This is a genomic window from Mesorhizobium sp. B2-5-7, assembly GCF_006440875.1.
Taxonomy (GTDB): domain Bacteria; phylum Pseudomonadota; class Alphaproteobacteria; order Rhizobiales; family Rhizobiaceae; genus Mesorhizobium; species Mesorhizobium australicum.
On sequence record NZ_VFUO01000007.1, the window covers coordinates 33,204 to 59,718 of the forward strand.

Annotated in this window: 24 protein-coding genes and 1 pseudogene; 17 read left to right on the forward strand and 8 right to left on the reverse strand. The window is 60.4% G+C overall.

Annotated features, from left to right (window positions below; translation table 11 throughout):
- Window positions 1-67 precede the first annotated feature (67 nt).
- Window positions 68-1,417, forward strand: coding sequence for an RNA polymerase factor sigma-54 (rpoN, locus tag FJ543_RS26360; protein ID WP_084015736.1), 1,350 nt, complete (start codon window positions 68-70; stop codon window positions 1,415-1,417).
- Between the two features lie 13 nt (window positions 1,418-1,430).
- Here the strand turns inward: rpoN and FJ543_RS26365 are convergent, their stop codons facing one another.
- The 6 genes and pseudogenes from FJ543_RS26365 to FJ543_RS26385 form a co-directional block, all read right to left on the reverse strand.
- Window positions 1,431-2,033, reverse strand: a complete 603-nt coding sequence (locus tag FJ543_RS26365) for a nitrogen fixation protein NifQ (protein ID WP_064993572.1) — start codon at window positions 2,031-2,033, stop codon at window positions 1,431-1,433.
- A 436-nt stretch (window positions 2,034-2,469) separates the two neighbouring features.
- Complete coding sequence (locus tag FJ543_RS26370) at window positions 2,470-3,522, reverse strand: LLM class flavin-dependent oxidoreductase (protein WP_064993530.1); 1,053 nt, start codon at window positions 3,520-3,522, stop codon at window positions 2,470-2,472.
- Window positions 3,523-3,787: 265 nt separating this feature from the next.
- Window positions 3,788-5,389, reverse strand: a complete 1,602-nt coding sequence (locus tag FJ543_RS26375; protein ID WP_064993531.1) for an SDR family oxidoreductase — start codon at window positions 5,387-5,389, stop codon at window positions 3,788-3,790.
- Window positions 5,390-5,764: 375 nt separating this feature from the next.
- On the reverse strand, window positions 5,765-6,349 hold the full coding sequence (locus FJ543_RS26380) for a nuclear transport factor 2 family protein (RefSeq protein ID WP_064993573.1): 585 nt from the start codon (window positions 6,347-6,349) through the stop codon (window positions 5,765-5,767).
- Between the two features lie 153 nt (window positions 6,350-6,502).
- A pseudogene (locus FJ543_RS32325) lies at window positions 6,503-6,772 on the reverse strand (ferredoxin); the annotation flags it as partial.
- Window positions 6,667-7,884, reverse strand: a complete 1,218-nt coding sequence (locus FJ543_RS26385; protein WP_064993533.1) for a cytochrome P450 — start codon at window positions 7,882-7,884, stop codon at window positions 6,667-6,669. The gene FJ543_RS26385 and the pseudogene FJ543_RS32325, both read right to left, overlap by 106 nt.
- 374 nt (window positions 7,885-8,258) lie before the next feature.
- Between FJ543_RS26385 and FJ543_RS26390 the strand changes: the two genes are divergently transcribed.
- Window positions 8,259-8,450, forward strand: a complete 192-nt coding sequence (locus FJ543_RS26390) for a hypothetical protein (protein WP_086081371.1) — start codon at window positions 8,259-8,261, stop codon at window positions 8,448-8,450.
- Window positions 8,451-9,139: 689 nt separating this feature from the next.
- Here the strand turns inward: FJ543_RS26390 and FJ543_RS26400 are convergent.
- Window positions 9,140-10,201 (reverse strand): ChuX/HutX family heme-like substrate-binding protein, encoded by a 1,062-nt coding sequence (locus tag FJ543_RS26400; RefSeq protein WP_064993535.1) that lies wholly within the window; start codon window positions 10,199-10,201, stop codon window positions 9,140-9,142.
- A 317-nt stretch (window positions 10,202-10,518) separates the two neighbouring features.
- Here FJ543_RS26400 and FJ543_RS26405 point away from each other — a divergent pair, with 317 nt between their 5' ends.
- From FJ543_RS26405 to FJ543_RS26440, 8 genes are all read left to right on the forward strand, one after another.
- Window positions 10,519-10,839, forward strand: a complete 321-nt coding sequence (locus FJ543_RS26405; RefSeq protein ID WP_064993574.1) for an iron-sulfur cluster assembly accessory protein — start codon at window positions 10,519-10,521, stop codon at window positions 10,837-10,839.
- Between the two features lie 177 nt (window positions 10,840-11,016).
- Window positions 11,017-12,234, forward strand: a complete 1,218-nt coding sequence (nifS, locus tag FJ543_RS26410; RefSeq protein WP_064993536.1) for a cysteine desulfurase NifS — start codon at window positions 11,017-11,019, stop codon at window positions 12,232-12,234.
- A complete protein-coding gene (locus tag FJ543_RS26415; protein WP_224655971.1) occupies window positions 12,231-13,277 on the forward strand; it encodes a pyruvate carboxyltransferase in 1,047 nt (348 codons plus the stop codon). The genes nifS and FJ543_RS26415 overlap by 4 nt, the downstream gene beginning before the upstream one ends.
- Window positions 13,278-13,328: 51 nt before the next feature.
- Entirely contained in the window at window positions 13,329-13,709 is a 381-nt protein-coding gene (gene nifW, locus FJ543_RS26420; protein WP_064993537.1) for a nitrogenase stabilizing/protective protein NifW, read from the forward strand.
- Between the two features lie 174 nt (window positions 13,710-13,883).
- The gene (locus FJ543_RS26425; RefSeq protein WP_013533507.1) at window positions 13,884-14,732 is read left to right on the forward strand and encodes an electron transfer flavoprotein subunit beta/FixA family protein; all 849 of its coding nucleotides are present in this window, start codon (window positions 13,884-13,886) and stop codon (window positions 14,730-14,732) included.
- Between the two features lie 18 nt (window positions 14,733-14,750).
- Window positions 14,751-15,860 carry an electron transfer flavoprotein subunit alpha/FixB family protein gene (locus FJ543_RS26430; RefSeq protein ID WP_064993538.1) on the forward strand — a complete coding sequence of 370 codons (1,110 nt, stop codon included), beginning with the start codon at window positions 14,751-14,753 and terminating at the stop codon, window positions 15,858-15,860.
- An 11-nt stretch (window positions 15,861-15,871) separates the two neighbouring features.
- Window positions 15,872-17,179 carry an FAD-dependent oxidoreductase gene (locus FJ543_RS26435; RefSeq protein WP_064993539.1) on the forward strand — a complete coding sequence of 436 codons (1,308 nt, stop codon included), beginning with the start codon at window positions 15,872-15,874 and terminating at the stop codon, window positions 17,177-17,179.
- Between the two features lie 12 nt (window positions 17,180-17,191).
- The gene (locus tag FJ543_RS26440; protein ID WP_064993540.1) at window positions 17,192-17,491 is read left to right on the forward strand and encodes a ferredoxin family protein; all 300 of its coding nucleotides are present in this window, start codon (window positions 17,192-17,194) and stop codon (window positions 17,489-17,491) included.
- 164 nt (window positions 17,492-17,655) lie between these two features.
- Here FJ543_RS26440 and FJ543_RS26445 read toward each other — a convergent pair whose 3' ends face one another.
- Window positions 17,656-17,856 carry a hypothetical protein gene (locus FJ543_RS26445; protein ID WP_064993541.1) on the reverse strand — a complete coding sequence of 67 codons (201 nt, stop codon included), beginning with the start codon at window positions 17,854-17,856 and terminating at the stop codon, window positions 17,656-17,658.
- Window positions 17,857-18,249: 393 nt separating this feature from the next.
- On the opposite strand from FJ543_RS26445, the gene nifB reads away from it, so the two are divergent.
- The 7 genes from nifB to FJ543_RS26480 all read left to right on the forward strand — a co-directional run bounded on the left by nifB (window position 18,250) and on the right by FJ543_RS26480 (window position 25,334).
- Complete coding sequence (nifB, locus tag FJ543_RS26450) at window positions 18,250-19,731, forward strand: nitrogenase cofactor biosynthesis protein NifB (protein WP_064993542.1); 1,482 nt, start codon at window positions 18,250-18,252, stop codon at window positions 19,729-19,731.
- Between the two features lie 31 nt (window positions 19,732-19,762).
- Window positions 19,763-19,957 (forward strand): 4Fe-4S dicluster domain-containing protein, encoded by a 195-nt coding sequence (locus tag FJ543_RS26455; RefSeq protein WP_013533512.1) that lies wholly within the window; start codon window positions 19,763-19,765, stop codon window positions 19,955-19,957.
- A 76-nt stretch (window positions 19,958-20,033) separates the two neighbouring features.
- The gene (locus FJ543_RS26460) at window positions 20,034-20,351 is read left to right on the forward strand and encodes a nitrogen fixation protein NifZ (RefSeq protein WP_064993543.1); all 318 of its coding nucleotides are present in this window, start codon (window positions 20,034-20,036) and stop codon (window positions 20,349-20,351) included.
- On the forward strand, window positions 20,351-20,563 hold the full coding sequence (gene nifT / locus FJ543_RS26465; RefSeq protein ID WP_064993544.1) for a putative nitrogen fixation protein NifT: 213 nt from the start codon (window positions 20,351-20,353) through the stop codon (window positions 20,561-20,563). Before FJ543_RS26460 ends, nifT begins: the two co-directional genes overlap by 1 nt.
- 39 nt (window positions 20,564-20,602) lie before the next feature.
- A complete protein-coding gene (locus FJ543_RS26470; protein WP_064993545.1) occupies window positions 20,603-21,487 on the forward strand; it encodes an SIR2 family protein in 885 nt (294 codons plus the stop codon).
- Between the two features lie 86 nt (window positions 21,488-21,573).
- Window positions 21,574-23,436 carry an ABC transporter ATP-binding protein gene (locus tag FJ543_RS26475; RefSeq protein WP_064993546.1) on the forward strand — a complete coding sequence of 621 codons (1,863 nt, stop codon included), beginning with the start codon at window positions 21,574-21,576 and terminating at the stop codon, window positions 23,434-23,436.
- Window positions 23,436-25,334, forward strand: coding sequence for an ABC transporter ATP-binding protein (locus FJ543_RS26480; RefSeq protein ID WP_064993547.1), 1,899 nt, complete (start codon window positions 23,436-23,438; stop codon window positions 25,332-25,334). Before FJ543_RS26475 ends, FJ543_RS26480 begins: the two co-directional genes overlap by 1 nt.
- Window positions 25,335-26,515: the final 1,181 nt, after the last annotated feature.

Below are 26,515 nucleotides of genomic sequence, written 5' to 3' on the forward strand. Positions count from 1 at the left end.
AGGCGTCGACCCTGTGAGAGATCGAAACCAGCCGCAGTCAAGAGCTTCTAGACAGGAATAAGTGACCATGCAACCGTCATTGAGCCTACTTCAGAAACAGTCTCTGGGATTATCGCCTCAACTCATCCAGTCGATTCGCCTGCTTCAAATGAACATTCCCGAACTGAATCAGTTCGTGGCCCAGGAGCTCGAGAGAAATCCCCTTCTGGAGTATGCGAAGATGTCCCGGGATCTGCCCAGGCAAGGGAAATCGAGCACCGCGCCTGGCGATCATCGTGCCTTCGAGGAGTTTGTCGCCTTACCAGAAACGCTGCACGACCATGTCGCTTCTCAGATTTCCTTCACCGCCTTCACGCCGCACGAGCGGCTGATTGCTAATGTGCTTGCGGGACATCTGGATGACACTGGTTTGCTTGGGGCAAGTGCTTCGGAGCTGGCTGGGAAGCTAAACATCCCGCTGGCCGATGTGGAACGAGTTTTGGGTATCTTGCAGCACCTCGATCCGCCGGGGATTTTCGCACGATCTCTCGGCGAATGTCTTGAGATACAGTTGCGCCAGCGAGACCGGTTCGACCCGGCCATGGCGGCTTTGATTGCCAACCTTGACGTGCTTGCGCGGTGCGATTATCGGACTTTGAAGGTGCGTTGCGGCGTCGACGACGAAGATCTTTTCGACATGCTGCAGGAAATCCGTGCGCTCGACCCCAAGCCCGGAAACGCATTCCACTCGGGCGCGCCGGAATGCATCGTGCCGGATGTCTGGGCCACTCCCTCGCCCGGAGGTGGATGGCAGATCGAGCCTGATCCGAACACGCAGCCCAAGTTGATGATCAAACACACTTATCTCAAGGAAGTTTCACGCCGAGTCGCCAAAAAATCGAAAGAGATGACATTTCTCAACGAATGCCTACAGAATGCGCTCTGGTTAATCAGCAGTCTCGATCAGCGCGTCAAGACGATCGTCAAAGTTTCGAACGAAATCGTGCGCCAGCAGCATGCCTTTCTGGACTATGGCGTCGCCCACCTACGACCCCTCAATCTCAAGGCGGTCGCTGACGTGATCAACATGCACGAGTCGACTGTAAGCCGGGTAACGTCGAACAAGTACATGCACACCCCACGTGGAGTGTTCGAGCTCAAGTACTTTTTCACTGTCGCGATCGCTTCTTGCGAAGGCGGTGACGCGCACTCCGCCGAAGCTGTCCGCCATAGGATCAAAGCAATGGTCGCCGAAGAATCGTTTGAGAACGTGCTTTCGGACGATGAAATCGCTGACCGGCTCAAGGAAGACGGTATCGATCTCGCTCGCCGCACCGTCGCAAAATATCGCGAGGCGATGAATGTCCCCTCCTCCGTACAGCGGCGCCGGGAAAAACGCTTGTGGCACAACGGTAATCAAGGCCTCAGGGCCTCGTGACGAAAAGCGGCGTTTAAACCGGTGTGACGCGTTCTTCACATTCGCCTTTCTCGGGGCCGAAGCAATTTTCGAAATCACTGCATTCCCGACAATTGGGCGCAGTGCACAGCGAAAACCCTTCGGCCTCGCAGAGTTTGCGGTAAAAGTACTTCTTCCATTTCATATTTTGGGTGTTGCCGGCCGCCAGCGTCGGAAAGTGTGTGGCCAGAAGGCGGTTGAGCTCGGTCCGGTCGGGAAGCCCAAGGTCCTGCCACAGATGGCCATCATGCATGGCGCGCCGGGCGAGGATCTTAGCGAAGCGGGCGCTCGCCGGATGACTCGCCCGGGCATGTGCCAGTAGCAGGCCGCGCAGAAGTTCTTCCTCTACACCCGGCTCAGCATCGCTGACGTTTGCCGAGGCGAATGCTGCCATCGCGGTACCAGGGAAACCGCGGGGCAAGACCTCGCGCAGCTCGGCAAGCGAAAGGCCTGTTGACTCCGCCACTGTCGTGCCAGCCTCGACCTCCTTGAGCGCACAGGAGAAGACGCAGGCAAGCACATGTTCGTCGAACTCCTTCTCCGGCTGGATCGTCGGCCATTGGCCGGTGCCGATATGCGCATCGTTTTGACCGGACATGGTTCCGTTCTCCTGGTCTGTGCCTTCACGCAGCACTCTGCCGAGCGCAACGCGGGTCAGTCAGTCTTTCGGGCACACGTGTGCGCAGGCTCGTGCCCAATGAGCGGTCGGGGAAATCGACCGCCTTGATCATGCAATTGAGCCTCGCCTTGAAACGCGTCCTGCAGCCTGTCGGGCAGGCGAGAATTTCACCCAGGACACGACGCCGTGAATTTGGCTGACGGCGCGAGCAGGTCCTGAAGCGACGGTTAGCCGTGAAGGCTCGCCCGTCGGCAGGCGAGATAGTGGGGAACCCCATCTGGGGCCGTCCAGGTGACGGCAGCGCCACTCATCGAAACCCACGCCAAGTTCCGTTCATGAACGTGCCATTTGAATCCGTTTATGCCGAGTGGAACGAAAAAGAAGCTGCGGCCACGAAGTTGGCCCCCTTATGATTTCAAACGCGCGCATAACCCAGCGCCTTGTTGATTGCGGGAATGATCTTGTCTCCCCAGAGTTCGATCTGGCGCAGCATTAGCTTTTGGTCGAAATCCCCCAACTGGGTCTGGATTGCGATCTGATCCGGCTTCAGAATGTCGATCTCTTGCAGCAAGCGATCAATCACGCGATTCACACTGCCGATCGGCAGGTTGTTGCGCATTGCCCCGAAGGACAGATCCTGCTGGGTGGGCGTTTCCTGCAGCAGATAGCCGTCGTGGCTCTGCTGCCGGCGCTGATGCAGCGCCTCGGACAGGCGGCGCTGGAAACGGGCGTTGTCGAGATAGCTGTTGATCTCCTCCTCGTCATCGCTGGCGTAGCAGCAACGCAACAGCGATATCCTGGCGTCCGTCACATTCCTGTCCTCGGAAGCCGCCGCCTCCTTGATTGCTCCGCGCAACGTGCTCAAGCTCGCCAGGCCGTCGTGGAATGCGGTGACAAAGAAATTGTGACCCTCTCGGTAGGCCCGTTTCATGCGGGCCGGCCCGCCGGCCATCCAGATGGGCGGTGCCGGCCTTTGGACGGTGCATACTGAAATCGCCGTCGGGGGTATTTTCTCATAGTGGCCATCGTGCTCGAAGATGTTCTGGTTGAGACCCTTCAAAAGGATATCGAGATGTTCCGAAAAGATCGCCGGCGCCTCATCGATACTGACGCCGAAGCGCTCGAACTCGAACTGTTGGTATCCAGAGCCGACGCCGAGTTCCAGGCGACCGTTCGCAAGGATATCGGCGAAGCCGATCTCGGAGAGCAGGCGCTGCGGTTTGTAGAGCGGCAGCACGCAGACGGCAGTGCCGAGGCGAATGGTGCTCGTCACTCCGGCGCAGTGGGCCACCATCATCAATGGCGAAGGGATCAGGCTGTAGTTGTTGAAGTGGTGTTCTGCGAACCAGGCTGTGCCGAAGCCGGCCTGTTCCGAAGCGATGGCCTGTTCGATCGAGTTTCGGATAACGATCTCGGGGGATTGATGATACCCACGTTGGGCGGCCAGGATGAAGGTGGCGAATTCCACTATGTTTCCTTGTTTGCTGATGGTTGGCGGATTTGGAACTGCGCTCATCCGAGACACGCGATTGCCTCGGATCGGGCGCCTGGCAGGGGCATAGTGGTACGATAAGCAGTCCGGATCCATGGTTGCCGGCACGCGCGAGAGCTTGTCCCCATGCCGAGGGACGTTGCCCCGCCGACATCTTGGATCGGGGCCGCGCCGCGGGCGCGTTCCAAGCCAGGTCTCCGCTTTCATGGACGGCGCCCGGTAGCGTAGCGATGGTCGACGTTCAAACACCCGCCTCCGCAAAGCATTCGTCGTAGAGTTCGCTGGCGTTTCCTGCGTCACCGAACGCGGTCCAGCCGCCGTCCACATAGAGGATCGAGCCGTTGATGTATGAGGCGTCGGAGGAAGCCAGGAAAAACGCTGCATCTGCAACGTCTTCCGGCCTTCCCATCCTGCCCAAAGGGATCCGTCGGCCGATCGTTGCCAAGTCGATGTGGCCGGTTTTCGCCAACTCGCTAATGGCGGGAGTGCGGATATAGCCAGGAGCGACGGTGGCTGTGCGAATGCCGGCGGGCCCCAGTTCGGCCGCCATGCATCGGGTCAGCATGTCCATCGCCGCCTTCGAGGCACCGTAGGCGTGACGCGGCGCGAAGGGCAGAAAACTGTTGATCGATCCGAGGTTGAGGATCACGCCGCCCGGGCGCATTGCTTTGATCGCTTCACGCGCGCAAACGAAGGCGCCAGTGAGATTGACATGCAGGACACGTTCGATGTCTGCAGGCATTTGTTCGATCCCAGCCACAAAAGTGTCGACGACAGAAGCACCGTTGACGAGGATATCGACGCCCCCGAAGCGCTCCCTCAGTTCCTCAAACACCGCCACCACCTCGGCCTCGACGGCCACATCTACCGATTTCGCGATGTTCTTTCCGCCGAGCAATGCAGCCAGGAGAGTTGCCGCGGTGCGGTCTTTATCGGCGATCACTACGGTATCACCATTCGCGGCAAAACGGCGAGCAACGGCGGCGCCTATACCGTTCGCACCACCCGTGACGAGCACCACTCGCGCGTCGGCGCGTTGGGCCGGACAGGAGAGTTCGCTTAGGGGAACGCCTTCCACCTCAGGGCAGGCATCCCCAGGTTGGTTGAATGACATCCAGCCGCCGTCGACCGCCAGCACGGATCCCGTGACGTAGTGCGCCTGTGCGCTTGCCAGAAAACGCACAGCCCGGGCGATCTCGTCGGGCCGAGCCATGCGCCCCATTGGCACGCGACGGCGCATCGCCGAGAGGTCCATTTTGCCTGCTCGTTCCAGCTCTGCAGTCATAGGCGTGCGCACGCAGCCCGGCGCTACCGCCGTCACGCGGATGCCGCGATAAGCCCATTCGCATGCAAGCGACTTTGTCAACGAGATCAGGCCTGCTTTCGAGGCTGCGTAGGCATGGCGTCTGGGATTGCTGGCCACGCCCGACATCGAAGCGACGTTGACGATGGCACCTCCCGGCCTCATGCGCCTCGCCGCCTCGCGCGCCATGACGAACGGCCCAATCAGGTTTACTGCCAGGCGGCGTCGGAAGGCGTCGACATCGGTGTCGACAGTGGCAGCCACATTGGGTCCCACCGCGGCGTTGTTGATGAGGACGTCGATCTGCCCGAACTGTGCTTCGACCCGGCCATAGAGCGCGAGGATATCTCCCTCTCGCGAGACATCGCACTCGAGGCCAAGGTGCTGCTCGCCGAGATCGCGGGCCAGTTCAAACACGCCGGTCCCAGGAAGGTCCACCGCAACAATAGTGTCTTGATCTGCCGCAAGAACATCGACCAGGGCACGGCCGATTCCGCCCACGGCGCCTGTTATGATTACGACCCGTCCTGCATGCTTCATGGGAACTTTCTCCAGGAGTCTCTGAAATCTCTGCCCTCGACGTGGTGCGGCGGAATGGTGCGCCCCCGTAGAGCACCCTGTGCTGGCGCCGGTCGCGTGCGTTCCCAGACAGGCGTCGTCCGCATTGGCTGCGATCCAACTCTCGGTCGGATAGTCGAATGTGTGTCCGACGCCTCAAGCACAGGGGCTTGCCTCGATGAGCGGCTCTGCCAAGTCCAGCAAATCGATGTAGACCGGCCTCGGCGCGCTCGTGGCCTCAGACCAGAGCGCTGTCGCGGTCACGCTGTCGCGGGGCAGAAAGGCTACCCTGGCGGCCGCATCTTTAGCGTGCAGGGTATCGCTAAGCTTGCTGTGGCGTAGCAGAGTTGTCATAAATTATCGTCCCACCGATGTGGTTTTCCCGTTCGGAGCTGGGGACGCATTATCGCGAGAAGCAACGCGATGCTTTCCGATCGCGTAGACCGGATCGTTCGGATACGGTGCTCCAATCGGCTGTCGCAGGCCGAACCGTTCTGTCTCAAGCACCGCAGCTGGGACCTGCTCCTCGAGCCAATCGTAGACGACGGTCCGATCGGCAATCCGCCACTCGCCTGCCCTCTTTTGAAACAGATCGCAGTAGCGCCCGCTTAGCAGCATCTGGCGCATTTCTCCGTCTTTGTCCGGTCCGCGTTGCAGCGCGGTGAAATAGCTCTCGACTGCGGCCTGAGCCGGTTTGATGAATTCGACAAGGACGTTCGTGATCTGATGGATGTTGCGCGGTCCGGTCTTGAAGACACCGAGCGCAAACCGGATGAAGCCCTCGGCCGAGCCGCGATAGGCCCCATGATTGTCATGTGCATCAGGCCAGTAGGCGCTACGCAGCGCTGCCTCATCGGCGCGGTCTATCCCGCGGCAGTACCGATAGAGGCAGTCGCGGATCGCCTCACGGTCGAGTAGTTCGGTAGTTTTTGCGGGGTCCATAGTCGAAAATTCCGTCGTTCTGAGGTGTTCCGGGAGCGCATTGTTCCGTTTGCGCGTGGCCTGGGCTACTATGCGCGCAGCAGGCGGATCGTCTATTTCCAGCGCTAGTTCGGGGCAGGATCGCACCCCATCTGCCGCAAGCAGTTGCTCCCCATCCGCAACATCAATGTCACCAGGTAGGATGTAGCCCGCCTCATCCAGCTTGAAGACTGCCGGCGCTCGCGCCGAGCATTGCGCATGACCCTGGCACCTGGCTTTGTGAACGATAATGCGCACGGCTACTTCCCACGTCTGTGCCCAGTTCCGGGCGGCCTTGGTCAAGCCCAATCCAGAATCAGATTTTCGATCCCGAACACATGGCCGCCATGGGTGATGGGTGCTGTTGCCTCCTTGATCCGAAAGGGCGGTATGCGCGCCATCCACTCCTCCAGCCCAATGACAATTTCCCGCCGGGCGAGATGAGAGCCAAGGCAACGGTGGGGACCATAGCCAAAGGCGGCGTGGCGGTTGCCCTCTCGCGTCAGATCGACCGTGTTGGGGGCCTCGAATTCCGCAGGGTCACGATTTGCAATCATCGTGGCGCAGGAAACAAAGTCTCCCTTGCGGATCGGCGCGCCTTTGAAATCGATATCTTTCCGTGCCACGCGGATCATCTGAACGCTCGGATAGGCGCGCAGCAACTCTTCGGCTGCGAGCACAATCCGGTCCGGTTCGTTCCGCAGCAATTCCTGATCTTCGAGGTTGCGCGCGAGATAGGCCAAGTCGAAGCCAATGGCTGCAGCGACGGTGTCGAGTCCCGCAACGAAGGTAAGCACGCCAATGCCACGGACCTCCTGGTCCGTCAACCCGCGACCCTCGACCTGTGCATGCACGATGAAGCTCATGAAATCGTCGACGGGCTCTTTGCGGCGCATCGCCGCTAGTTCGTCGATGAACGCCACAATAGTCCGAGCAGCCGCCGGCCGTCTCACATCGTCGCCGTGGAGCAGATCTTTCGCCCAGCCGACAAATGTATCGAGACGGTGATCCGGCAGTCCGAGAAAGCGAAGGAAGATGTTGACGGCGAAGGGAAAGGCGAAATCCTTCATCACGTCGCAGCTCGTGCCCCGCGAGGCGATGCTGTCGATGAGCGTTATCGCTCGCTCGCGGATAGTTGGTTCAAATTCCGCTACGCGCTGTGGCGAAAGCAGCGGATTGAGCAGTGAGCGAAAGACTCCATGGTACGGTGGATCGAGTTCGAGCGGGATCATCGGCCAGTCTTCGCCCAATGCAGATGCGAAGATGCTGCGATGACTGGAAAAGACTTCGGTCTCCTGCAGCACCCGGCGCTGATCTGCCGCCCGAGTGATGACCCAAGTACCCTGTCCGGCCCGCGTGTTCCAAGGCGAATAAAAGATCGGCGGCCCGGCATGCACGCAAGCGACTGCTGCGTGCGGATCGCCGTTGGGCGTCGGGGACATGCCTGGCGAGGTAAAAAGACTGAAGTCGCCCACCATTTCCGGGGGGACATGATCTGGAACCGGGTTGGCTACCATTTGGTCCTCCTGCGTTCAGGCGTTTACGCCGCTGAACTGCGTGACGCACTGCCGACATCGCCTCAGATGACATTGAGCAAATCGCGTGCCGAATAGGGGCACCGTTGGCACCCGCTCATATATCGTCGTGGCGACCCGGTATGGGGCTACGCCTGGTAGGGCTTTCGACATTCTTGTCCGTTCCAGACATCACAACGGTGCGCATAGAAGCTAACGAGGAGCCTGGTGGAAGCTGCCTAAGGATCGAACGAGGTCCCTCCCAGACCGGGTGTCGCTCGGCGGTAGCGAAGCCGCTCGCGAGCGCGCTCTCCACAAGCGCTGTAGGGAGCGAGCGGCTTTGCGGTGGTAATCGACGGTTCGCAGGCAAGGTGGATTTGCTGACAGCGATTGGTTCGCAGGAACGATCACTGACCATGATGAGCCTGCGCGCTCGTGAAGAAGGCTCCGGCCCCGATCCCTTGCTGGTTTGCCGCCGAGCGGCGGAGCTGGAGCTTGGGGCCGCCGACGCCGCCAACGGCGAAAAGAAGGCCTACGTCCGCCGAGGCTATCGCGAGGCCGCAAATTAGCTCTGAAGATTCCGCCCCGACATTCTTCTGCGTCAGGATCACCTCGCCTGGCGGTGACGATCGCCTCGTCGGACAGCTGCTGCCCGCCGGAGAAATCCTCGACCGCACTCGTCGTACCGGCAACCAGGCCTTCGACTGCTGCGTCGCCGCCCCGGGCCGAGAATCTAACCGCCCTGCTCCGATAGCACGAACAGGATGCGCTGGCGTTCTTTGATGATACGGTCTGCTTCGGGCGGCGTTCAGCTTTGCATCCATCTCGCACGCTACCCTTGCGGACTTGGCATTGGACGCCGACGGGCCTTGCCGACCTTATGGATCATTCGAGCACGCCTTTGTGGACCCATCCCTCTGGAAACTGGACGAAGGGACCGATCGATTTCACCTCGACCACTTGATGCCACCCGGCGCCGTACAGGGCCGGGATGTTGGACGTTCGATCGACGTACAGCTGACGCATTAGACCAGGGGCAGCTTCCGGTTCTGGGACATCGCAACGGAACCATCGATGGCTGGCTCGCCACGGGTGTAGCGCCCTGGGGCTGGAGACTACGGTCAAGGCGATCCGCGACGGGTCGCAAAAGACAGCTGTGCTCTCGTTGGCCTCGGCAGGCGCAGAGGTGGTCAGCAGAATCCAGAGTAGCGGCGCGGACGCCGAGCGAAAACGGAAATCAATATGCGTCGGTCCTACCTCAAGCGGCGGTTGAATTGGGAAAGCGCGGCAGGTTCTCGGTCAGTAACCGCCAGTCGTCGCGCTCGGGTTCGCCTTCCCTGCGCGTCCCGAAAAACTGGATGATCATATTGCCGTCGGCGCCATAGGCTTCGAGTGACGTGACGTGGCCGTCCCTGGTCGGCTTGCGCACGGCCCAAACCTCGCGGATGTGCTGGGTCCTGAGATGCAGGTGGAAAGTGGCGTCGAGAACGTTGATGCAAGGCCCGATCTGCCTGACCAACTTGATCGGGCCGGAATGGATCTGGATGCAGCCAGGATTGCCGACAAAGCACATGATCGGCATCTCGTCCTCGGCGACACGATGGAACATGCCGCCAATGGCAGCATTGTCAAGCAGCCAGGCGTAGTCCTGGCCGACCATGCGGACCGCCCGGCGGCGCCTGAGGTTCAGCGTCTTCAGCATGCCGAAGAACTGGTGTACGTCGGTCAGCTGGCTCCAGTGCTCCCGCAGGTCGTCGATGGTAGCGGCTTGGTCCGGAATGTTTGCCTCGTTTTCGGCTGACCTCGTCTTAACCGATACAATCGGCTCCTGGTTCGAGGATTGGAGTTCGTCTGTCAGTCTTTGATAGGCATAGAGGTTTGAGGACGGCCTCAGATGCACCTTGTGCACTGCCTCGCCTGCGGCGTCGAAAAATTGCAGGCTGCGGCGGATCTCCCCGCCTTCGCGTGTCTCGACGGCAAAGCCATGCGCCCACACCTTCGGGAAGATGCGCAGATCAATGTCATTGCCGAGCACCATGGCGTGATGGCTGCCGGTGAGCACCTTGTCGTAGATGCCTATCTTCTCATGCACGGCACTATCATTGCTGGTCAGCGCCATTACCTCGCCGACCGCCTTGAGAGCGGTTAGAACAACATTGACGCGTGGCTCGATGCGCACCGTGCCAAAACCGCAATGTGCCGCGGAGAGCTCCGCTTCCGAGATGCCCAATTGGCCAGCGAGATCGCGGTCGCGGATTTTGGGGCTGTCTTCGCGTGCCCGCCGGATTCTCTCTGGCGAAGGTTTCTCGCGCTGGTGCATGTCTTACCTCTGCTTGCCCATACTGTCGGTCAGGAGCGTTAGTCCTCGCCAAAAGGGAGCCTCAAAACTCGTGCCAATTTGCCGAAGCATCTCGGAAACTGGCTTACGTGCCAGCTCAGCGGGAACTCGGGCCCAGCCCCTGTGGCGGACGCGACAAATCCGACAATACGTGTCGATTGCCGGACGCCTTCGCAGCAATTCCGAACCGGAATCGCGGCAGTGTTAGCGATGTCGCACTGTTCCAGCGCCGCTTTTCCCATTGGCACGGACCATGCATGGTGATCCGCAAAATCGTCACGCACGAGGATAAGCGAGCCATGATTACGCTCACCGACAAGGCCGTTGCCGCGGTCAAGACCGCTCTTTCCGCCGCTACTGACCCCGCGGAAGGCTTTCGCATCATGGTTCAGCCCGGCGGCTGCTCCGGCTTCAAATACTCAATCGGCTTGGAGAGCGTCCCGCGCGAGGGCGACGCGATCCTCGAGACAGATGGGATCAAGGTGTTCTTAGACGCCGGCTCCCAACCGCATGTCGCCGGCATGACCGTCGACTTCGTCACGGGGCTCGAATCCTCCGGCTTTGTCTTCGATAACCCAAACGCGCGAGCGAAGTGCTCATGCGGCAAGTCCTTCAGCTGATCGTCGAAGCAGGAGAGAGGGCCCGGGAGGTGAGCTCGTCGATCGCGACGGCGGCGCCTGTCTAAATCAATTTGTGGGTGCTGCACCGGCTCTGGATCGTCTCGGCTATCAACGGCGGGTGCAAGCGCGATGAATCCTTGCGCTTAACGTCATTCCGCTCGATTGGAGACCACACCCATGACAGTTCTCTATCTCGACAACAACGCAACGACACGGGTCGATCCCGAGGTCGTTCAAGCGATGTTGCCCTTCCTTACGGATCAATTCGGCAACCCTTCGTCGGCGCACGGTCTTGGCACCCTTGCCGGCGCCGCGTTGAGAAACGCGCGGCGGCAGCTGCAGGCGCTGATCGGCGCGGCGTTTGATGACGAGATCACCTTCACCTCGGGTGGGACGGAAAGCGACAACGCGGCCATTCTTTCGGCGCTCGAGGTGATGCCTGACCGGACAGAGATCGTGACGTCCGCCGTTGAACATCCCGCAGTGCTGGCGCTCTGCGCACATCTTGAGCAGACGCGCCGGGTCAAGGTGCACAGGATCCCGGTGGATCACCATGGCCGGCTCGACATTGACGCTTACCGGGCAGCCCTCAGCTCAAACGTGGCAATCGTCTCGATCATGTGGGCCAACAACGAAACTGGTACGATCTTCCCCGTCGCAAAGCTCGCCGAATTGGCGAAGGAAGTCGGCGCCCTTTTCCACACCGATGCCGTGCAGGCGGTCGGCAAGCTCCCCATGGACCTGAAATCGACCGCTATCGACATGCTATCGCTCTCCAGCCATAAATTGCATGGACCGAAAGGCGTCGGCGCACTTTTCCTCAAGCGCGGTGTGCGCTTCCACTCGCTGATCAAAGGCGGTCACCAAGAGAGAGACCGGCGTGCGGGAACCGAAAACACGCCCGGCATAGTTGGGCTCGGCATGGCAGCCGAACTCGCCCTGAAATTCATGGATGATGAGACCACACGGATAAAGTGGCTACGCGACCGGCTGGAGAACGGGATTCTTCAGCGTGTACCAAACACCTTCGTCAACGGCGATCCCTTCGAGCGCTTGCCGAACACCGCAAACATCGCCTTCGAACGTATCGAAGGTGATGGAATCCTGCATCTCCTCAACCGCGTGGGTATCGCCTGTTCCTCAGGCTCCGCCTGCACCTCTGGCTGTGCACAGCCGAGCCATGTGCTGAGGGCGATGAACATCCCACATGGGGCGGTCCGTTTCTCGTTCTCGCGTGACAACGACCAAGACGACGTGGACCGGGTGCTCGAGGTCTTGCCTGCCATCGTGGAGAAGCTGCGCGAGTCCCTCAGTTCTGCGCCGGAAGGGCGGAGTGCCGAAGACCTTCAATGCGGTCCCTGTCTCAGCGCCGGAAGCTCGGGCGACCATTCATGAGAAGTCAGGTCTTTCTCAAGGAGACGACTCTGCGCGAGGGCGAGCAGGCACCCGGCGTTGCCTTCACCGTGGCGGAAAAACTTGAGATCGCTGAGTCGCTTGCAGCAGCCGGCGTCGCTGAGATCAAGATCGGCACGCCGGCAATGGGCGCCGACGAGATCGACGCAATTCGCGCCGTGGTCGCGCGGAGCCTCTCGGTGCGGCTCACGGCCTGGTGCCGGATGACCTCACCGGATCTCGAAGCAGCGATCGAGGGCGCGGTCCGGGCCGTCAATCTGTCGTTTCCTGCATCGAACATCCAACTTGCCACCAAGCTCGGCCTCGATCAGGCGGGAGCGCTCCAGCTTATCGAGCATATGGTCGGGCGCGCAGCCGCCAGCGGCTCCTCCGTCGCCGTTGGCTGCGAGGATGCTTCACGGGCCGACCGGGATCATCTCGGGCGCGTTATCATGATGGCGGCGCGCGCCGGCGCAAGGCGCGTGAGGCTGGCTGGCACAGCCGGCGTTCTCGACCCCTTTTCGACCTTCGAGCTTGTCGCCCAGCTGGCGGCGATCCGCGCCGGCGCGCGCCATGCCTCGGCCACCGTCCTTGGACTCAGCGAGCGCGCGGGCAATGCCGCGCTGGAAGAGGTGGCCGCCGCGTTAGCTGTCCTCCAGCACGCAGATGCTGGCATCGACCTGACCGCATTGCCTGCCCTGGCAGCCAAGGTCGCGCAGGCGTCACGCCGACCGACAGCCGCCACCAAGCCGATCGTCGGGGCTGTGACCTCCAAAACCCTCCGGAGATCAAGGCGCATGATCCGGCCGCGTCTGGCCGATCTCCTCATAGATGCCAGCAACAAGACCTCGGTCCCATTCAGGTCGGAGCCCGGGCAGATCGAGAGCCAATGCGGCAATAATCGAGCCCATCTCGCACTGCTCGGCGCTGCGCATGGCGCCTGTTCGCCACGCCCGGGCACCGGGGTGCCCAGCCTTGCGACCAACCGATTGCCTCGCTGGCTCAGCCCACCTCGTGCATCAAACTGCGGATTTTCGCGGCTGTAGATCAGAGTTTTTCGTATTTGACCCAACAGTTTTCCGACAAGGGAGAATGTAATGACCTGTTCCGCTGACGGCCGTCCCATCGATGTCACCGATATCGTTACGCGACTGAAAGGAGTGTCGGCCGCGGAGGAGTTCTTCTCTGTCCTTGGCGTCTCCTATGATCCGAAGGTGCTCGACGTTTCACGGCTCCATATCATGAAGCGTGTGGGACAATATCTTGCTGAGGAAGATTTCTCCGGTCTGCCCGACCAGGTGATCGCCGCGCGCGTGCGCGCCCTGCTGGAACGGGCTTACGGGGACTTCGCGGTTTCCTCGCCGCTCACGCACCGGGTCTTCAAGGTGCTCAAAGATCACGATCCGGATAAAGCTTGCACGACACGCCGCGCCTTCGTTCCTTTCGATCCCGTCCTGAAGCCGTTCGGCAGGGAATGATCGCGACATAGACGCGACGCGACAATGTCAAGAAGTCGACAAGTTCGGGATCGCAACGGCGCCATCCGTAGTGAGCAGCCCGAAGGGGAACAGGGCCGCAAAGCACTTGGCACGAATGATGCAGCCAAGAACTCGCACCGCCAGCCCGCCGGATAACAGCGTAGAGAAACGCCAATGCACATCGTCGTCAGCATTAAGCAGGTGCCGGACTCGGCACAGATACGGGTCCATCCGGTGACGAACACCATCATGCGCCAGGGTGTGCCGACCATCATCAACCCCTATGACCTATTCGCCCTCGAAGAAGCTCTCAGGCTACGCGACGCTTATGGCGGCGAGGTCACCGTGCTCACCATGGGTCCGCCCATGGCAGAGGACTCCCTGCGCAAAGCGCTTGGCTACGGCGCCGATCGCGCGGTGCTTTTGACCGACCGCTATTTTGCCGGTTCCGACACACTGGCGACATCACTTGCTCTCTCCCAGGCAATCGCGAAGATCGGCGAAACCTTCGGCACGCCGGACGTGGTCTTCACGGGCAAGCAGACGATCGACGGCGACACCGCGCAAGTCGGGCCCGGCATCGCCAAGCGTCTCGATCTCAGCCAACTCACCTATGTCGCGAGAATCGCTACCATCGATCTTGCTGCGCGCGAGATCACGGTGGAGCGTCGTTGCGAGGGCGGGACGCAGACGCTGAAGAGCAAGCTGCCTTGCCTCATCACCATGCTGGAAGGCACCAACGAGATGCGTCGGGGCTCGATCGAAGACGCATTGAGCGCTGCGCGGAGGCAGGTTGTGAAATGGAGTGCGGCCGAGGCGGGCATTGAGGACCTCACCAAGTGCGGCTTGCGTGGCTCGCCGACGGTCGTCAGACGCGTTTTCGCCCCTACGGCGCGGTCGGAAAAGGCAGCGCAAATTGACACGGCCGAGAAGACGCTGCGCGACCTCGCCGACGAACTGATTGTTGCAATTTTCACCCGCCAGCCGGCACTGGAACCGGAACTCGCCTTCGACGGCGCCTGACGGCAAGGAGCAGACCATATGTCGAGCGCGAACCCAGACACTCCCCGCCCGCCCGCCGGCCGTGCCGGGATGACGAAGGAACTGCCCGAGCGTTTCAGGGCCTATCGGCACGTTTGGGTTTTCATCGAGCTTGAACGCGGCCAGGTCCACTCCGTGTCCTTCGAATTGCTTGGTGAGGGCCGCAAGCTGGCAGACAAACTTGGCGTCCAGCTCTGTGGCGTTGTGCTCGGACCGCCGGAAGAAGCCACCCAGAACGCGGTCGCCGAAGCCTTCGCCTATGGCGCCGACCTTGTCTACTTCGTCGAGTCGCCGCTGCTCGCCGACTATCGGAATGAGCCTTTCACCAAGGCGATGACCGATCTGGTTGATACTTACAAACCCGAGATTCTGCTTCTCGGAGCGACCACGCTCGGCAGGGATCTCGCCGGGTCCGTCGCGACGACCTTGCTAACAGGGCTCACGGCCGACTGCACCGAACTCGATGTGGATGCCGACGGTTCGCTTGCCGCGACCCGTCCGACTTTCGGGGGTTCGTTGCTATGCACGATATACACGCTGAACTACAGGCCGCAGATGGCGACGGTGCGACCGAGGGTCATGCCCATGCCGCAGCGGGCGGACAGAGCGATCGGGCGCGTCATCGCGCACAAGCTTTCACTGGCCGAGGATGAGATCGTCACCAAAATCCTCGGCTTCCTGCCGGATAGCCAGTCAGGCACAGCCAATCTCGCCTATGCCGATGTGGTGGTTGCGGGAGGGCTCGGCCTCGGCGGGGCGGAGAACCTGCAGCTTGTGAAGAGTCTCGCGCGAGCGATTGGCGCCGAATTTGGCTGTTCGCGGCCGCTGGTCCAAAAGGGCTGGATGCCGGCGGATCGGCAGATCGGCCAGACTGGCAAGACAATCCGGCCGAAGCTTTACATAGCGGCTGGTATTTCTGGCGCGATCCAGCACCGCGTTGGGGTTGAGGCAGCCGATCTCATCGTGGCCATCAACACCGACCCGAACGCTCCGATTTTCGATTTCGCTCACCTCGGGATCGTCACCGATGCGGTCCGCTTCCTCCCCGCGCTCACCGAGGCCTTCACCCGGCGGCTGTCACCGCACAGCCGCGACAAGCTTGCGAGCTAAGGGAGATCGAGATGATCAACGAAGAATTCGACGCGATTGTCATCGGAGCCGGCATGTCCGGGAACGCAGCTGCTTACACGATGGCAAGCGACGGCTTGAAGGTACTCCAGTTGGAGCGAGGTGAATATCCGGGCTCCAAGAATGTTCAGGGCGCCATCATGTACGCGAACATGCTGGAGAAGATCATCCCGGATTTCCGCGATGATGCACCTCTGGAGCGGCATCTGGTCGAACAGCGGCTATGGGTCATGGACGAGACCTCCCACACCGGGATTCACTATCGGTCGGAGGACTTCAACGAGGTGAGCCCCAATCGCTATACCATCATCCGTGCCCAGTTCGACAAGTGGTTTTCGCGCAGGGTGCGCCAGGCCGGCGCGACGCTTCTGTGCGAGACGACCGTGACGGAACTCGTGCGTGACAACAAGGGCAAGGTGATCGGGGTGCGGACAGATCGGGCTGGCGGAGCGATCTACGCGGACGTCGTTGTTCTTGCAGAAGGTGTCTGCGGGCTGCTTGGCACGCGAGGCGGCCTGCGCAAGATGCTGACGCCCGAAGCCGTGGCGCTGGCCGTCAAGGAAATGCATTTCTTGCCCGAAGAGGTCATTGAGCAGCGGTTCGGCGTCAAAGGGAGTGAAGGCTGCGTGATCGAGGCAGTCGGCACGATATCCCACGACATGGCCGGGCTCGGGTTCCTCTACACCAACAAGGAATCGATCTCACTGGGCATCGGCTGCCTCGTCTCGGATTTCACCGCGAAGATGGAGAGCCCTTACGCCCTCCTGGAGGCGCTAAAAAACCATCCTTCGATCCGGCCGCTGATCGCCGGCTCGGAGGTGAAGGAATACGCGGCGCATCTCATTCCTGAAGGTGGCTACAAGGCAATTCCGCAGCTCTTTGGCGACGGTTGGGTCGTTGTTGGCGATGCTGCGCAATTGAACAACGCCATTCACCGCGAGGGTTCGAACCTCGCCATGACCTCCGGTCGCATTGCGGCTGAAGCTATCATCCAAGTCAAGAGACGCAACGATCCTATGACCAAACGGAACCTCGCCCTTTACAAGACGATGCTGGACGAATCCTTCGTGGTGAAGGACCTGCGGAAATACAAAGACATGCCAGCCTTACTCCATAATAACGCCGCTAATTTCTTCACGACCTACCCGCGGCTAATGTCGAAAGCCGCGCAGAACTTCATGCGGGTCGACGGCACGCCAAAGATCGAGAAGGAAAGGGCTACTACCGCAGCCTTCATCAAGGCGCGATCGCGGTTGGGTCTGGTCAGGGACGCTATCCGCCTGGCATTGGCGTGGCGGTGAGGCACTGACCACATGACAAACCCAGTGACGAACTTGCGTGTAGAGGACAAGCTTTACCAGAACCGCTATCTGGTGGACTCCGGCCGTCCGCATATAAAGGTGCGACCGCACGAGCAACCAAGCGCGAATCTGGTCGCGCTGACCCACGTCTGTCCAGCGAAATGCTATGAGTCGAACGACAAAGGTCAGGTTGAAATCACCGCTGATGGCTGCATGGAGTGCGGCACCTGCCGCATCTTGTGCGAGGCCAGCGGCGAGATCGAATGGAACTATCCGCGCGGTGGCTTCGGTGTCCTCTTCAAGTTCGGATGATCCGCGTTTGCATAGGGCACGTGTGTACTCCTGAAGTTACCACAAGCGCCAACCGCTTCTGGCGCCATCCTCGCAAAGGGGGCGGGTGAACAGTGTGCTTCCAGAATTGAATGAATGCTACTTGGGAGGAGCATTGGACCACAACTCCTGAGTGTTTCCAGGGCTCACATACCGCCGGACCGGGTTAACGAACGCGGCAGGTCAGATACGCTTTGCGCCGACATGACATCGAGATGAAGAAATTCCAGCGTTCTCACGATGTCGAGAACAAGACCATACCCCTGCGCCAGGTGCGCGGGAACTGTCCGTGCCAAGGCCAAGCTGCTCGGGTCTCTGACGATGATCACGCTTTTGATCGCGATCATGAGGAGCCCAGGCGGGCGTCTGGACGAGAGTAAAGGGGAGGCACGCATCTCCCAGCTGGAACCATGCCGACACAGTATGCGGCGACACCTTCACCGCCGATGAGTTCACAGTCGCCGAGATCGACATCTTCGCCGGAGACCGGTCGAGAACGTTGTGCCGAGGCGCTCACGGGTGAAGGGATCGACACGCGATTTCTGTCTCTCAATGATGTCCGGCCGTAGTCGCCTTCCTCACCTTATGCGGCTGCCGCTGTCCGAGGTCCGACAAATTTATGTCGGAGCAGCCTCATGATATCCGACGCGAAAGCCAATTGCCGATCATAGTGCCGCCTTTTGAGTTGGCATTGCGCTTGCGCTTTGAACTGCGACGTTAACCCGCAACGGAGCCGTTCGATGTCCGCACCGGCAATTTCGGTTGAGAGCCTGACCGAGACGAAGCTCTCCGACCAGTTGCTGGCGAGCGCGAATTCGGGTGGCTGCGTATCTACCTCCTGCGGGTCGTCGACAAGACCGGACGATCTGGATCCGGCTGTCTGGGACAAGATCAAGGATCATCCGTGCTTTTCTGAAGAGGCGCATCACTATTTCGCGCGCATGCACGTCGCTGTCGCGCCTGCGTGCAATGTCCAATGCAACTATTGCAATCGCAAATATGACTGCTCCAACGAAAGCCGGCCTGGGGTTGTCTCGGAAAAGCTGACGCCCGACCAGGCGGTACGCAAGGTTATCGCGGTCGCCAACGAAGTGCCGCAGCTTTCCGTGCTGGGCATCGCCGGACCGGGCGATGCCTGCTACGACTGGGAGAAGACAAAGGCGACGTTCGAACGCGTCGTCAGGGAAATCCCCGACATCAAGCTTTGCATCTCTACCAATGGGCTCGCGCTGCCGGACCATGTCGCCGAGCTTGCCGACATGAATGTCGATCACGTGACGATCACCATCAACATGGTCGATCCGGAAGTCGGAGCAAAGATCTATCCCTGGATCTTTTACGACCACCGCCGCTACGTCGGCATCGAAGCCGCCAGGATCCTGCACGAGCGACAGATGCTGAGCTTGGAGATGCTGAGCGCGCGCGGCATCCTCACCAAAATCAATTCAGTGATGATCCCCGGGGTGAACGACCAGCACCTGGTTGAGGTGAACAAGCAGGTCAAGCAGCGCGGCGCGTTCCTGCACAACGTCATGCCCCTGATTTCAGACCCGGCTCACGGCACGTACTACGGACTGACCGGGCAGCGCGGCCCAAATGCAATGGAGATGACGGCTCTTCAGGATCTTCTTCAAGGCGGCGCCAAGCTGATGCGCCACTGCCGGCAGTGCCGGGCAGATGCCGTCGGCCTGCTCGGCGAGGATCGTGGCCAGGAATTCACGATCGACCAGATTCCTGGCGAGCTCACCTATGATGCCGGCAAGCGCGAAGCCTATCGGGAGCTGGTCGCGGACGAGCGCCGTGATCACCTGGCGGCCAGGAGCGAAGCGATTGGAATGGTCAAGGCAGCCGGCTCCGGCAAGTCCCTGGTCGTCGCGGTGGCGACTAGGGGCGGCGGCCGCGTCAACGAACACTTCGGCCATGCCAAGGAATTCCAGGTGTATGAAGCCTCGCCGATAGGTATCAACTTTGTCGGGCACCGCAAGGTTGAGCAGTATTGCCTCGGCGGGTGGGGCGAGAACGACACTCTCGAGTGCGTCATCGCCGCGCTGGAAGGCGTAGACATCGTGCTTTGCGCCAAGATTGGAAACTGCCCCAAGGATAAGTTGGCGGACGCCGGTATCCGAGCAACCGACGCTTATGGCCATGACTATATCGAAACGGCAATCGGCGCGATTTACGCCGCCGAGTCCGGCGTCCCGGCACTCGCGGCGAACGCCTGAGCCGTCTCATTCCACTCGAACAGGAGTCAAAATGGCTTTCAAGATCATCGCATCCCAATGCACGCAATGCGGCGCCTGCGAATTCGAATGCCCGTCCGGTGCGATCAAGTTCAAAGGCGAGAGCTACGTGGTCGAGCCGCAGAAGTGCACAGAATGCCAGGGAGAATTCGACACGCAACAATGTGCCTCGGTATGCCCGGTGCCGAAGACCTGCGTTCCCGCCTGACCCGGCATAGGGCTGCTTCCGGGAAAGCCTGCGCGCCCCATCAACAACTCTGGCCTCAAACAAACAAGGAACCGCCATGCGGCTCGCACGCGAACAGGAGGTCGAAATCCGCAGGCCTCCCCAATTCAGGCCGGGAGAGCGGGTCCGCGCCACTCGTCACATAAAGAATGACGGCACCTATCCTGGCAGGGAGATCGGCGAAAATCTCGTGCGCAAGGGTGAAGAGGGTTATGTGCGCGACATCGGCACCTTTCTACAGCAGTTCTTCATCTATGCCGTCGAATGGATCGACCGTGGCACGGTCGTTGGCATGCGAGCGCGCGAATTGATGAGCCTCGACAGGGCCGACCTTGCCGGTAGGGCCGAAGAAAACGCGAAGCAAGGGACGGCCTGATGAAAGTTATGATCCGCAGGACCGATGCCGGATTGTCCGCGTACGTCCCCAAAAAAGATCTCGAAGAGGCGATTATCAAGTTCGAGAACCAAGATTTGTGGGGTGGGGTCGTAACGCTCAGGAACGGCTGGCGCCTTCTCCTACCCGATCTTCCCCCGAATACGCGTCTGCCGATCACCGTCGAGGCAAGAAAGCTTTCGGACGACGACTGACGTTTCGCCTCAATCAGGAGGCGTGGAGAGGAAACGAGCATGAACACGATCCCGACCTCGGGCCACCTCTTCGTCGTCCGCGACAGTTTTGCCCGAAAGCTGCTTGAGCTGGCCAGACAAGCGCTCATTTCCGATCACGTGATCCCGTATCTCGGTCCGGGTCTGCTGCGGCTAAGCTCAGCGGAGCCGCCTGTACCGTGCACCCCGGAGGCCGTCGCCGCCGCACTCAACACCCGGGCCACAGCTCCCTCGAAGATCCGCACCAACATGTGGTCGGTCGCGCAATTCATCGAGCAGCGCCGGCATCGCCGCACACTTCAAGCCTGGATGGCAGATATATTCGCGGGGCCGACGGCGCCGACGCTCCTCCACAACTGGCTCGCAAAGCTCCCGCTCTCCCTCATCGTCGACAGCTGGTACGAAGGCGCCATGAGGGCGGCGCTGGCTGAGGCCGGCCGAACCGACGTCGCCGAGATACAAGGCGTCACCCGGGCGAACGAAACTCGCGACATTTGGACCAGAACCTACGACTTGTTCGGGACGGAGCTCGAGCCCGGAGCAGCGACAAGGACGGTTCTCTACGCGCCTCATGGCAGTATCAGGCCGGCCGCAAATTTCCTCATAGCCGATTCCGACTATGTCGAAGCCCTGACCGAGATCGACATCCAGACCCCTATCCCTGACGTGGTCAAGGAACGGCGCACCGACCGGGGCTTTTTATTCCTCGGCTGCCGCTTCAACGATCAGATGCTGCGCACTTACGCCAGGCAGATCATGAAGCGCTCAGAAGGCCCACGTTACGCGATAATGGACGGGAAAACGCTGACCAGAAACGAAGCGCGTTTCCTTGGGGCAAGCGGGATCACGGTGATTGACATGCCAGACAGCGATGCCGTGGCGCAACTCGCCGGGTCAACGACTTGAGCCAATGCCCTGGTCAACTTGAGGACTTCGTTGGTGTGAGTCGATGGCTTGTTTTTGAAGGCGCTAAGTTAAGTTAGGGACACACCGTGAGCAGTGATGCTGTTGGCACGACCTCTCTCAAATCGTCCGCGCATGTGAAAGCGGCCGGGTGGGGCCGGGGCTTGAGCACGCTGCTGCGCATCACGCGCATGAATCTGAGGCATCCGGGCCAAGCCGCGCTTGCGATCGGGTCGACTATCGCAGCCGTAATCCTGCAGGTGCTCATTCCCCAGCTTCTCGGCGACGCTATCGACCAGACCAAGGTAGTCCTCGGGGGCGGTGCCACGGGGGCGGCTGCAGAACAAGCGCTGTGGGTTCCGGCTCTCCTGCTGCTCGCCGCGAGTACGCTACGCGGCCTTTTCACGATGGCGCAAAACTATTTTGCCGAGGCCGTCGGACATCACGTCGCGTACGAACTGCGGCTGGCTTTTTACGACAAGGTCCAGCGCCTCAGCTTTTCCTTTCACGACCGGGTGCATTCAGGCGACCTGATCACCCTCGGCATCCTCGATCTCGATGGTGTGCGGATGTATTTTTCCACCGCCCTGGTTCGCTTGCTTCTGCTCACCATGCTGATCGGGATCGGCGGCTACAGGATGATCTCAACCGACACGCTGCTCGGTTTCATCGCGCTGAGCTTCGTGCCTTTCGTAGCCTGGCGATCGTCGATCACGCAGGTCAAGCTACGCGCCATCTGGCTCAACCTGCAGGAGCGGCTTTCCGTCCTCGGCCGTGTGATGGAGGAAAATCTGGCGGGTATCCGCGTTGTCCGGGCCTTTTCGGCACAGGCCTACGAGATGGCAAAGTTCGACCGCGCGTCGAAAAACGCGCTCGAAGTCGCTCACCAGCAGGTTGACGTGTACGTGCCAAATACGTCGGCGATGACCCTGGCCTTCTTTCTCGCCATGGGGTTGGTCCTCTGGATCGGTTGCAACAAGGTCATCGTCGGCCAGATCAGCGTTGGGACGCTCACCATGTTCCTGGCCTTCATGACGATCCTGCAAATGCCCGTCCGGCAGATTGGCCTGATGGTCAACGGCTTCGCCCGCGCTTATACTTGCGGTTCGCGCCTCTTCGGTCTGCTCGATCAGGACAATACGATCAGGGATGTTCCCACCGCCCGACCACTTGAGATCGGTGAAGGCACTCTGCGCTTCGACAATGTCTCGTTTGCATATCCCGGCACCGGAAACCGGGCCGTTCTTGAGAATGTCACTTTTTGTGCCCGTAGGGGCGAGACGATCGCGATCGTGGGTCCGCCGGGTTCGGGCAAATCGACAATCGCTCACCTGATCCCCCGCTTTTACGACGTCACTGGGGGCGCCATCATGCTTGACGGGCAGGACATCCGTGGGGTCACCCTCGCCACGCTTCGCAAGGCGGTCGCTGTCGTACAGCAGGATGCATTCCTGTTCACTACCACGATCGAGAACAACATCGCTTATGGCGACCCTTGGGCAAAGGAACAGCGGATCGAGCGCGCTAGCGAATCCGCCCAGTTGCACAACTACATCCTGGGCCTCCCCGCAGGTTACAAGACGGTCGTCGGCGAACGGGGCACTTCTCTGTCAGGGGGTCAGCGGCAGCGCCTCACCATAGCTCGCACCATGATGTTGCGTCCATCAGTCGTCATTTTCGACGACTCAACGGCCGCGATCGACGCCGCCACCGAACAGCGCATTCGCGTGGCGATACGGCGTTTCGCCAAGGATAGGGTGACGATCATCATCGCCCACCGGCTAAGTTCGCTCAAGCACGCCGACCGGATCCTGTTTGTCGACAACGGCAAGATCGTGGAACGTGGTACCCATCAAGAGCTTTTGGCCAAGCAAGGACGCTACAAGGCCCTTCATGATCTGCAGTTGCGCCCGGGAGATGACATTGTGACGAAGTATAGGGGCGCGCCCTGATGGCCCAGGAGCACGCCAGCGAAATCGAAATCGAACCCAATGACGGCGGCAGACGTCCCCCGCGCGCGGTCGTCGGTTCCCATCGCGCCGAGGAGGAGATGTTCGGCCGGGCCTTTGACCAAAAGATCGTTCGGCGCATCTGGGCCTTCGTTCGTCCCTACCAGGCCACGGCAGCCGTCTCCGTCGCCGCATTACTGATTTTCACTGGCACGCAGCTTCTCATCCCGCTGATCATCCGCTACGCGATCAACGAGGCCATAACCCCGGCAGGCGTTGATCGCTCCGCACTGCTTGAGGCCGCCGGCGCGTTTGCGCTCGCCATTCTGGTTAATTTCGGCGCCGCTTACGCACAGGAAGCCGTGATCGGGAAAATGGCCGGAAACGTCCTCTTCGACATCCGCCGCGCCATGTTTGCGCATCTGCAGATGGTATCGCTCTCCTTCATGGACAAGACCGAGATCGGACGCCTGATGTCCCGCCTCCAAGGCGACGTCAACTCTATCCAGGAATTCCTCGAAAGCTCAATCTACTCTGTAGGCGACATAACGCTTCTCTTCGGCATCATTGTCGTTATGCTGTGCGTCAACTTCAGGCTCGGCCTTCTGACGCTCTCTGTCTTGCCGGTCCTGTTGGTTATCCGCATCGTCTGGCTGCCGCGTGCTCGCGACGCCTTCACTGCTGCACAAGACACCAATTCAGTTGTTAACGGCGCGTTGGCCGAAGCCATTCACGGCGTGCGCACCGTTCAGTCCATGGACCGCCAGCAGGTAAACTTCGCATTGTATGACGACAAGGCACATGCTGACCTCACAACCCACCTGATCGCTGCCAGGTATACACAGATAATGGTGCCGATCGTGGATGGCCTCACAGGCCTCGCCATGGCTGTCGTAATTGTGGTCGGCGGCTCCATGAATGGTCCCATCGAAGTAGGAGCGTTGGTTGCCTACATATTCTATATCCAACGCTTCTTTGACCCAATTCGTTCACTTACCCTGCAATATTCGGTCATGCAGAGAGCGATGGCCTCCGGCAAGCGCCTGACCGAGGTGCTGGACGTCCAGATCGAGGTGCAGGACAAACGCGACGCGCGGGTACTTTCGGCGGAAATGGACTGCTCGGTTGAGTTCAGGAACGTTACGTTCGGCTACGATCCCAACCATCCGGTGCTGAGCAACGTATCTTTCGAGGTCAATCCCGGCGAGACCGTCGCCTTGGTCGGGCCGACCGGCTCTGGTAAATCGAGCGCAATGGCCCTCGTCCACCGCTTCTATGATGTTCAGCAAGGCCAGGTGCTGGTCGGCGGACGCGATGTGCGCGACCTCACCCAGGAATCCCTCGGCCTCCAGATCGCCATGGTACTGCAGGAACCGTTCCTGTTCACCGGGACAGTCTTCGAGAACATCCGCTATCACAAGACCGAGGCCACGCGCGACAGGGTGATCGAGGCCGCTAAGGTGGTCGGAGCCCACGACTTCATCACGAGCCTTCCCAACGGGTATGAAACCCAGCTCGGCGAACGCGGCGGCAACCTTTCTCTCGGCCAGCGTCAGCTTGTCAGTTTCGCCCGCGCTCTTGTTGCCGACGCCAAGATCCTGGTTCTTGACGAGGCCACCGCCAACATAGACAGCTACACGGAAATGTTGATCCAGAAGGCTCTGAGAAAACTCCTGGAAGGCCGCACTGGCCTCGTCATCGCTCACCGGCTCGCCACAATCCGCTATGCCGATCGGATCATCGTACTTCAGAACGGCCAGGTTATCGAGACCGGCAACCACGACAAACTGATGGCTATGGGCGGGCTCTATTCCAAACTGTACGATCTGAACTACTCATCCTTCGACGACATTCCCAAAGAGGAAGCTGATGCGACCGTAAAAGCCGCCTCTCGTACCTGATGCAAGCATCGCCGGCAGTATCCGCTTTAGGCGCGTCGGCGAACGCCGCGGATGAAGCGGGCAGAGAAAACCACTCGCACTCAAGGAAGCCAACCGCGTGACGGCCGTATGATGAGCGGGATAACCCTAATCCGTTTCCAATCAGACGAACGCTGCCTCGCCTCCAGCAAGCCCTGGACAAGAAGCCGTGCGAACGAGACCGATCCAGAAAACGGCGGCAACCATCTGCCTCCAAGCGTTGAAGAAACGCTGTAGACCTGACGCAGGGCCATAAGCCCCGACGGGTGGGCAACTGTCCAGCGGATGATGTTTGATCTGCGGTCACTTCAGGTTTTTCCTCGGTAGCATACTGTCCCGCAACAGCGTGTGGCTCTGGTCGAGGCAAACCGGCTGCCGCGCGCCGAGCGTGTGGCATCGACGGTCCACGCTTCCAAGATCCCACCTCTTCCTGCTCCACACCAAGGCTCGCAAAAATCGTATCAACTCACCCATCGACCCGACATTCGTTTCCAGCGGTTAGCCTAAGCCCTAGACAAGAAAGTGCCTGAACGAAGAGGTTTGTCGCGGACCCGACAATCCGACACTCCGTGTCGGATGGCGATCATAGACCGCTATCGTACTCGGATACCGGAAAAGTGGGGCAGCGAGTGGGACGCGATTGAGCACGAGACCGCTGGAGGCCATTCGGCCTAGAGTCGGTTCGGCAGCCATTGATCCCGCGGACCCGGCGCCCAGCCGTCTGGTGCAAGGCACCTCCCCGCTGTTTGTGGGAGCGTAATCGACGAACCCGCGACCAGTCTACGTTCGCCCCAGTCGCGTTCCAGTAGCCGCGTCGCTCAACCATCATTGCCGAAGCTGGCCGTCTTCGCCGTGTTCATCGCCAGTTTCTAGGTTCTGCCTGCTGGACACTCGACACAGCCGTCAGCCAATATCGAGGCCAGCCCGCCTTTTCCAAGTTCGGCGACGGCAGGCTACGTCTCACCGGGATGAGGCCGGCAAGTCTGCGGGCGTCAGCGTGAGAACTCATTTTCGGGCATAGTTCGAGCACTCCTTCGCAAGATCGCGTCAATCCAGCAGACGGCACGTGTTGTGCAGCATCGGCGAATGCGGTCCGACTACCGGCCTTTCGTTAAGGGCGGGGCGTTCCCGACCATGGCAGGAGCACCAATTGCGCTATCCGC

What these genes read in the sequence shown, in the direction of transcription:
- rpoN (WP_084015736.1), top strand. Translation starts at nt 68, where the DNA reads ATGCAACCGTCATTGAGCCTACTTCAGAAACAGTCTCTGGGATTATCG.
- FJ543_RS26365 (WP_064993572.1), bottom strand. Translation starts at nt 2,033, where the DNA reads ATGTCCGGTCAAAACGATGCGCATATCGGCACCGGCCAATGGCCGACG.
- FJ543_RS26375 (WP_064993531.1), bottom strand. Translation starts at nt 5,389, where the DNA reads ATGAAGCATGCAGGACGGGTCGTAATCATAACAGGCGCCGTGGGCGGA.
- FJ543_RS26380 (WP_064993573.1), bottom strand. Translation starts at nt 6,349, where the DNA reads ATGGACCCCGCAAAAACTACCGAACTACTCGACCGTGAGGCGATCCGC.
- FJ543_RS26385 (WP_064993533.1), bottom strand. Translation starts at nt 7,884, where the DNA reads ATGGTAGCCAACCCGGTTCCAGATCATGTCCCCCCGGAAATGGTGGGC.
- FJ543_RS26400 (WP_064993535.1), bottom strand. Translation starts at nt 10,201, where the DNA reads ATGCACCAGCGCGAGAAACCTTCGCCAGAGAGAATCCGGCGGGCACGC.
- FJ543_RS26405 (WP_064993574.1), top strand. Translation starts at nt 10,519, where the DNA reads ATGATTACGCTCACCGACAAGGCCGTTGCCGCGGTCAAGACCGCTCTT.
- nifS (WP_064993536.1), top strand. Translation starts at nt 11,017, where the DNA reads ATGACAGTTCTCTATCTCGACAACAACGCAACGACACGGGTCGATCCC.
- FJ543_RS26415 (WP_224655971.1), top strand. Translation starts at nt 12,231, where the DNA reads ATGAGAAGTCAGGTCTTTCTCAAGGAGACGACTCTGCGCGAGGGCGAG.
- nifW (WP_064993537.1), top strand. Translation starts at nt 13,329, where the DNA reads ATGACCTGTTCCGCTGACGGCCGTCCCATCGATGTCACCGATATCGTT.
- FJ543_RS26425 (WP_013533507.1), top strand. Translation starts at nt 13,884, where the DNA reads ATGCACATCGTCGTCAGCATTAAGCAGGTGCCGGACTCGGCACAGATA.
- FJ543_RS26430 (WP_064993538.1), top strand. Translation starts at nt 14,751, where the DNA reads ATGTCGAGCGCGAACCCAGACACTCCCCGCCCGCCCGCCGGCCGTGCC.
- FJ543_RS26435 (WP_064993539.1), top strand. Translation starts at nt 15,872, where the DNA reads ATGATCAACGAAGAATTCGACGCGATTGTCATCGGAGCCGGCATGTCC.
- FJ543_RS26440 (WP_064993540.1), top strand. Translation starts at nt 17,192, where the DNA reads ATGACAAACCCAGTGACGAACTTGCGTGTAGAGGACAAGCTTTACCAG.
- FJ543_RS26445 (WP_064993541.1), bottom strand. Translation starts at nt 17,856, where the DNA reads ATGATCGCGATCAAAAGCGTGATCATCGTCAGAGACCCGAGCAGCTTG.
- nifB (WP_064993542.1), top strand. Translation starts at nt 18,250, where the DNA reads ATGTCCGCACCGGCAATTTCGGTTGAGAGCCTGACCGAGACGAAGCTC.
- FJ543_RS26455 (WP_013533512.1), top strand. Translation starts at nt 19,763, where the DNA reads ATGGCTTTCAAGATCATCGCATCCCAATGCACGCAATGCGGCGCCTGC.
- FJ543_RS26460 (WP_064993543.1), top strand. Translation starts at nt 20,034, where the DNA reads ATGCGGCTCGCACGCGAACAGGAGGTCGAAATCCGCAGGCCTCCCCAA.
- nifT (WP_064993544.1), top strand. Translation starts at nt 20,351, where the DNA reads ATGAAAGTTATGATCCGCAGGACCGATGCCGGATTGTCCGCGTACGTC.
- FJ543_RS26470 (WP_064993545.1), top strand. Translation starts at nt 20,603, where the DNA reads ATGAACACGATCCCGACCTCGGGCCACCTCTTCGTCGTCCGCGACAGT.
- FJ543_RS26480 (WP_064993547.1), top strand. Translation starts at nt 23,436, where the DNA reads ATGGCCCAGGAGCACGCCAGCGAAATCGAAATCGAACCCAATGACGGC.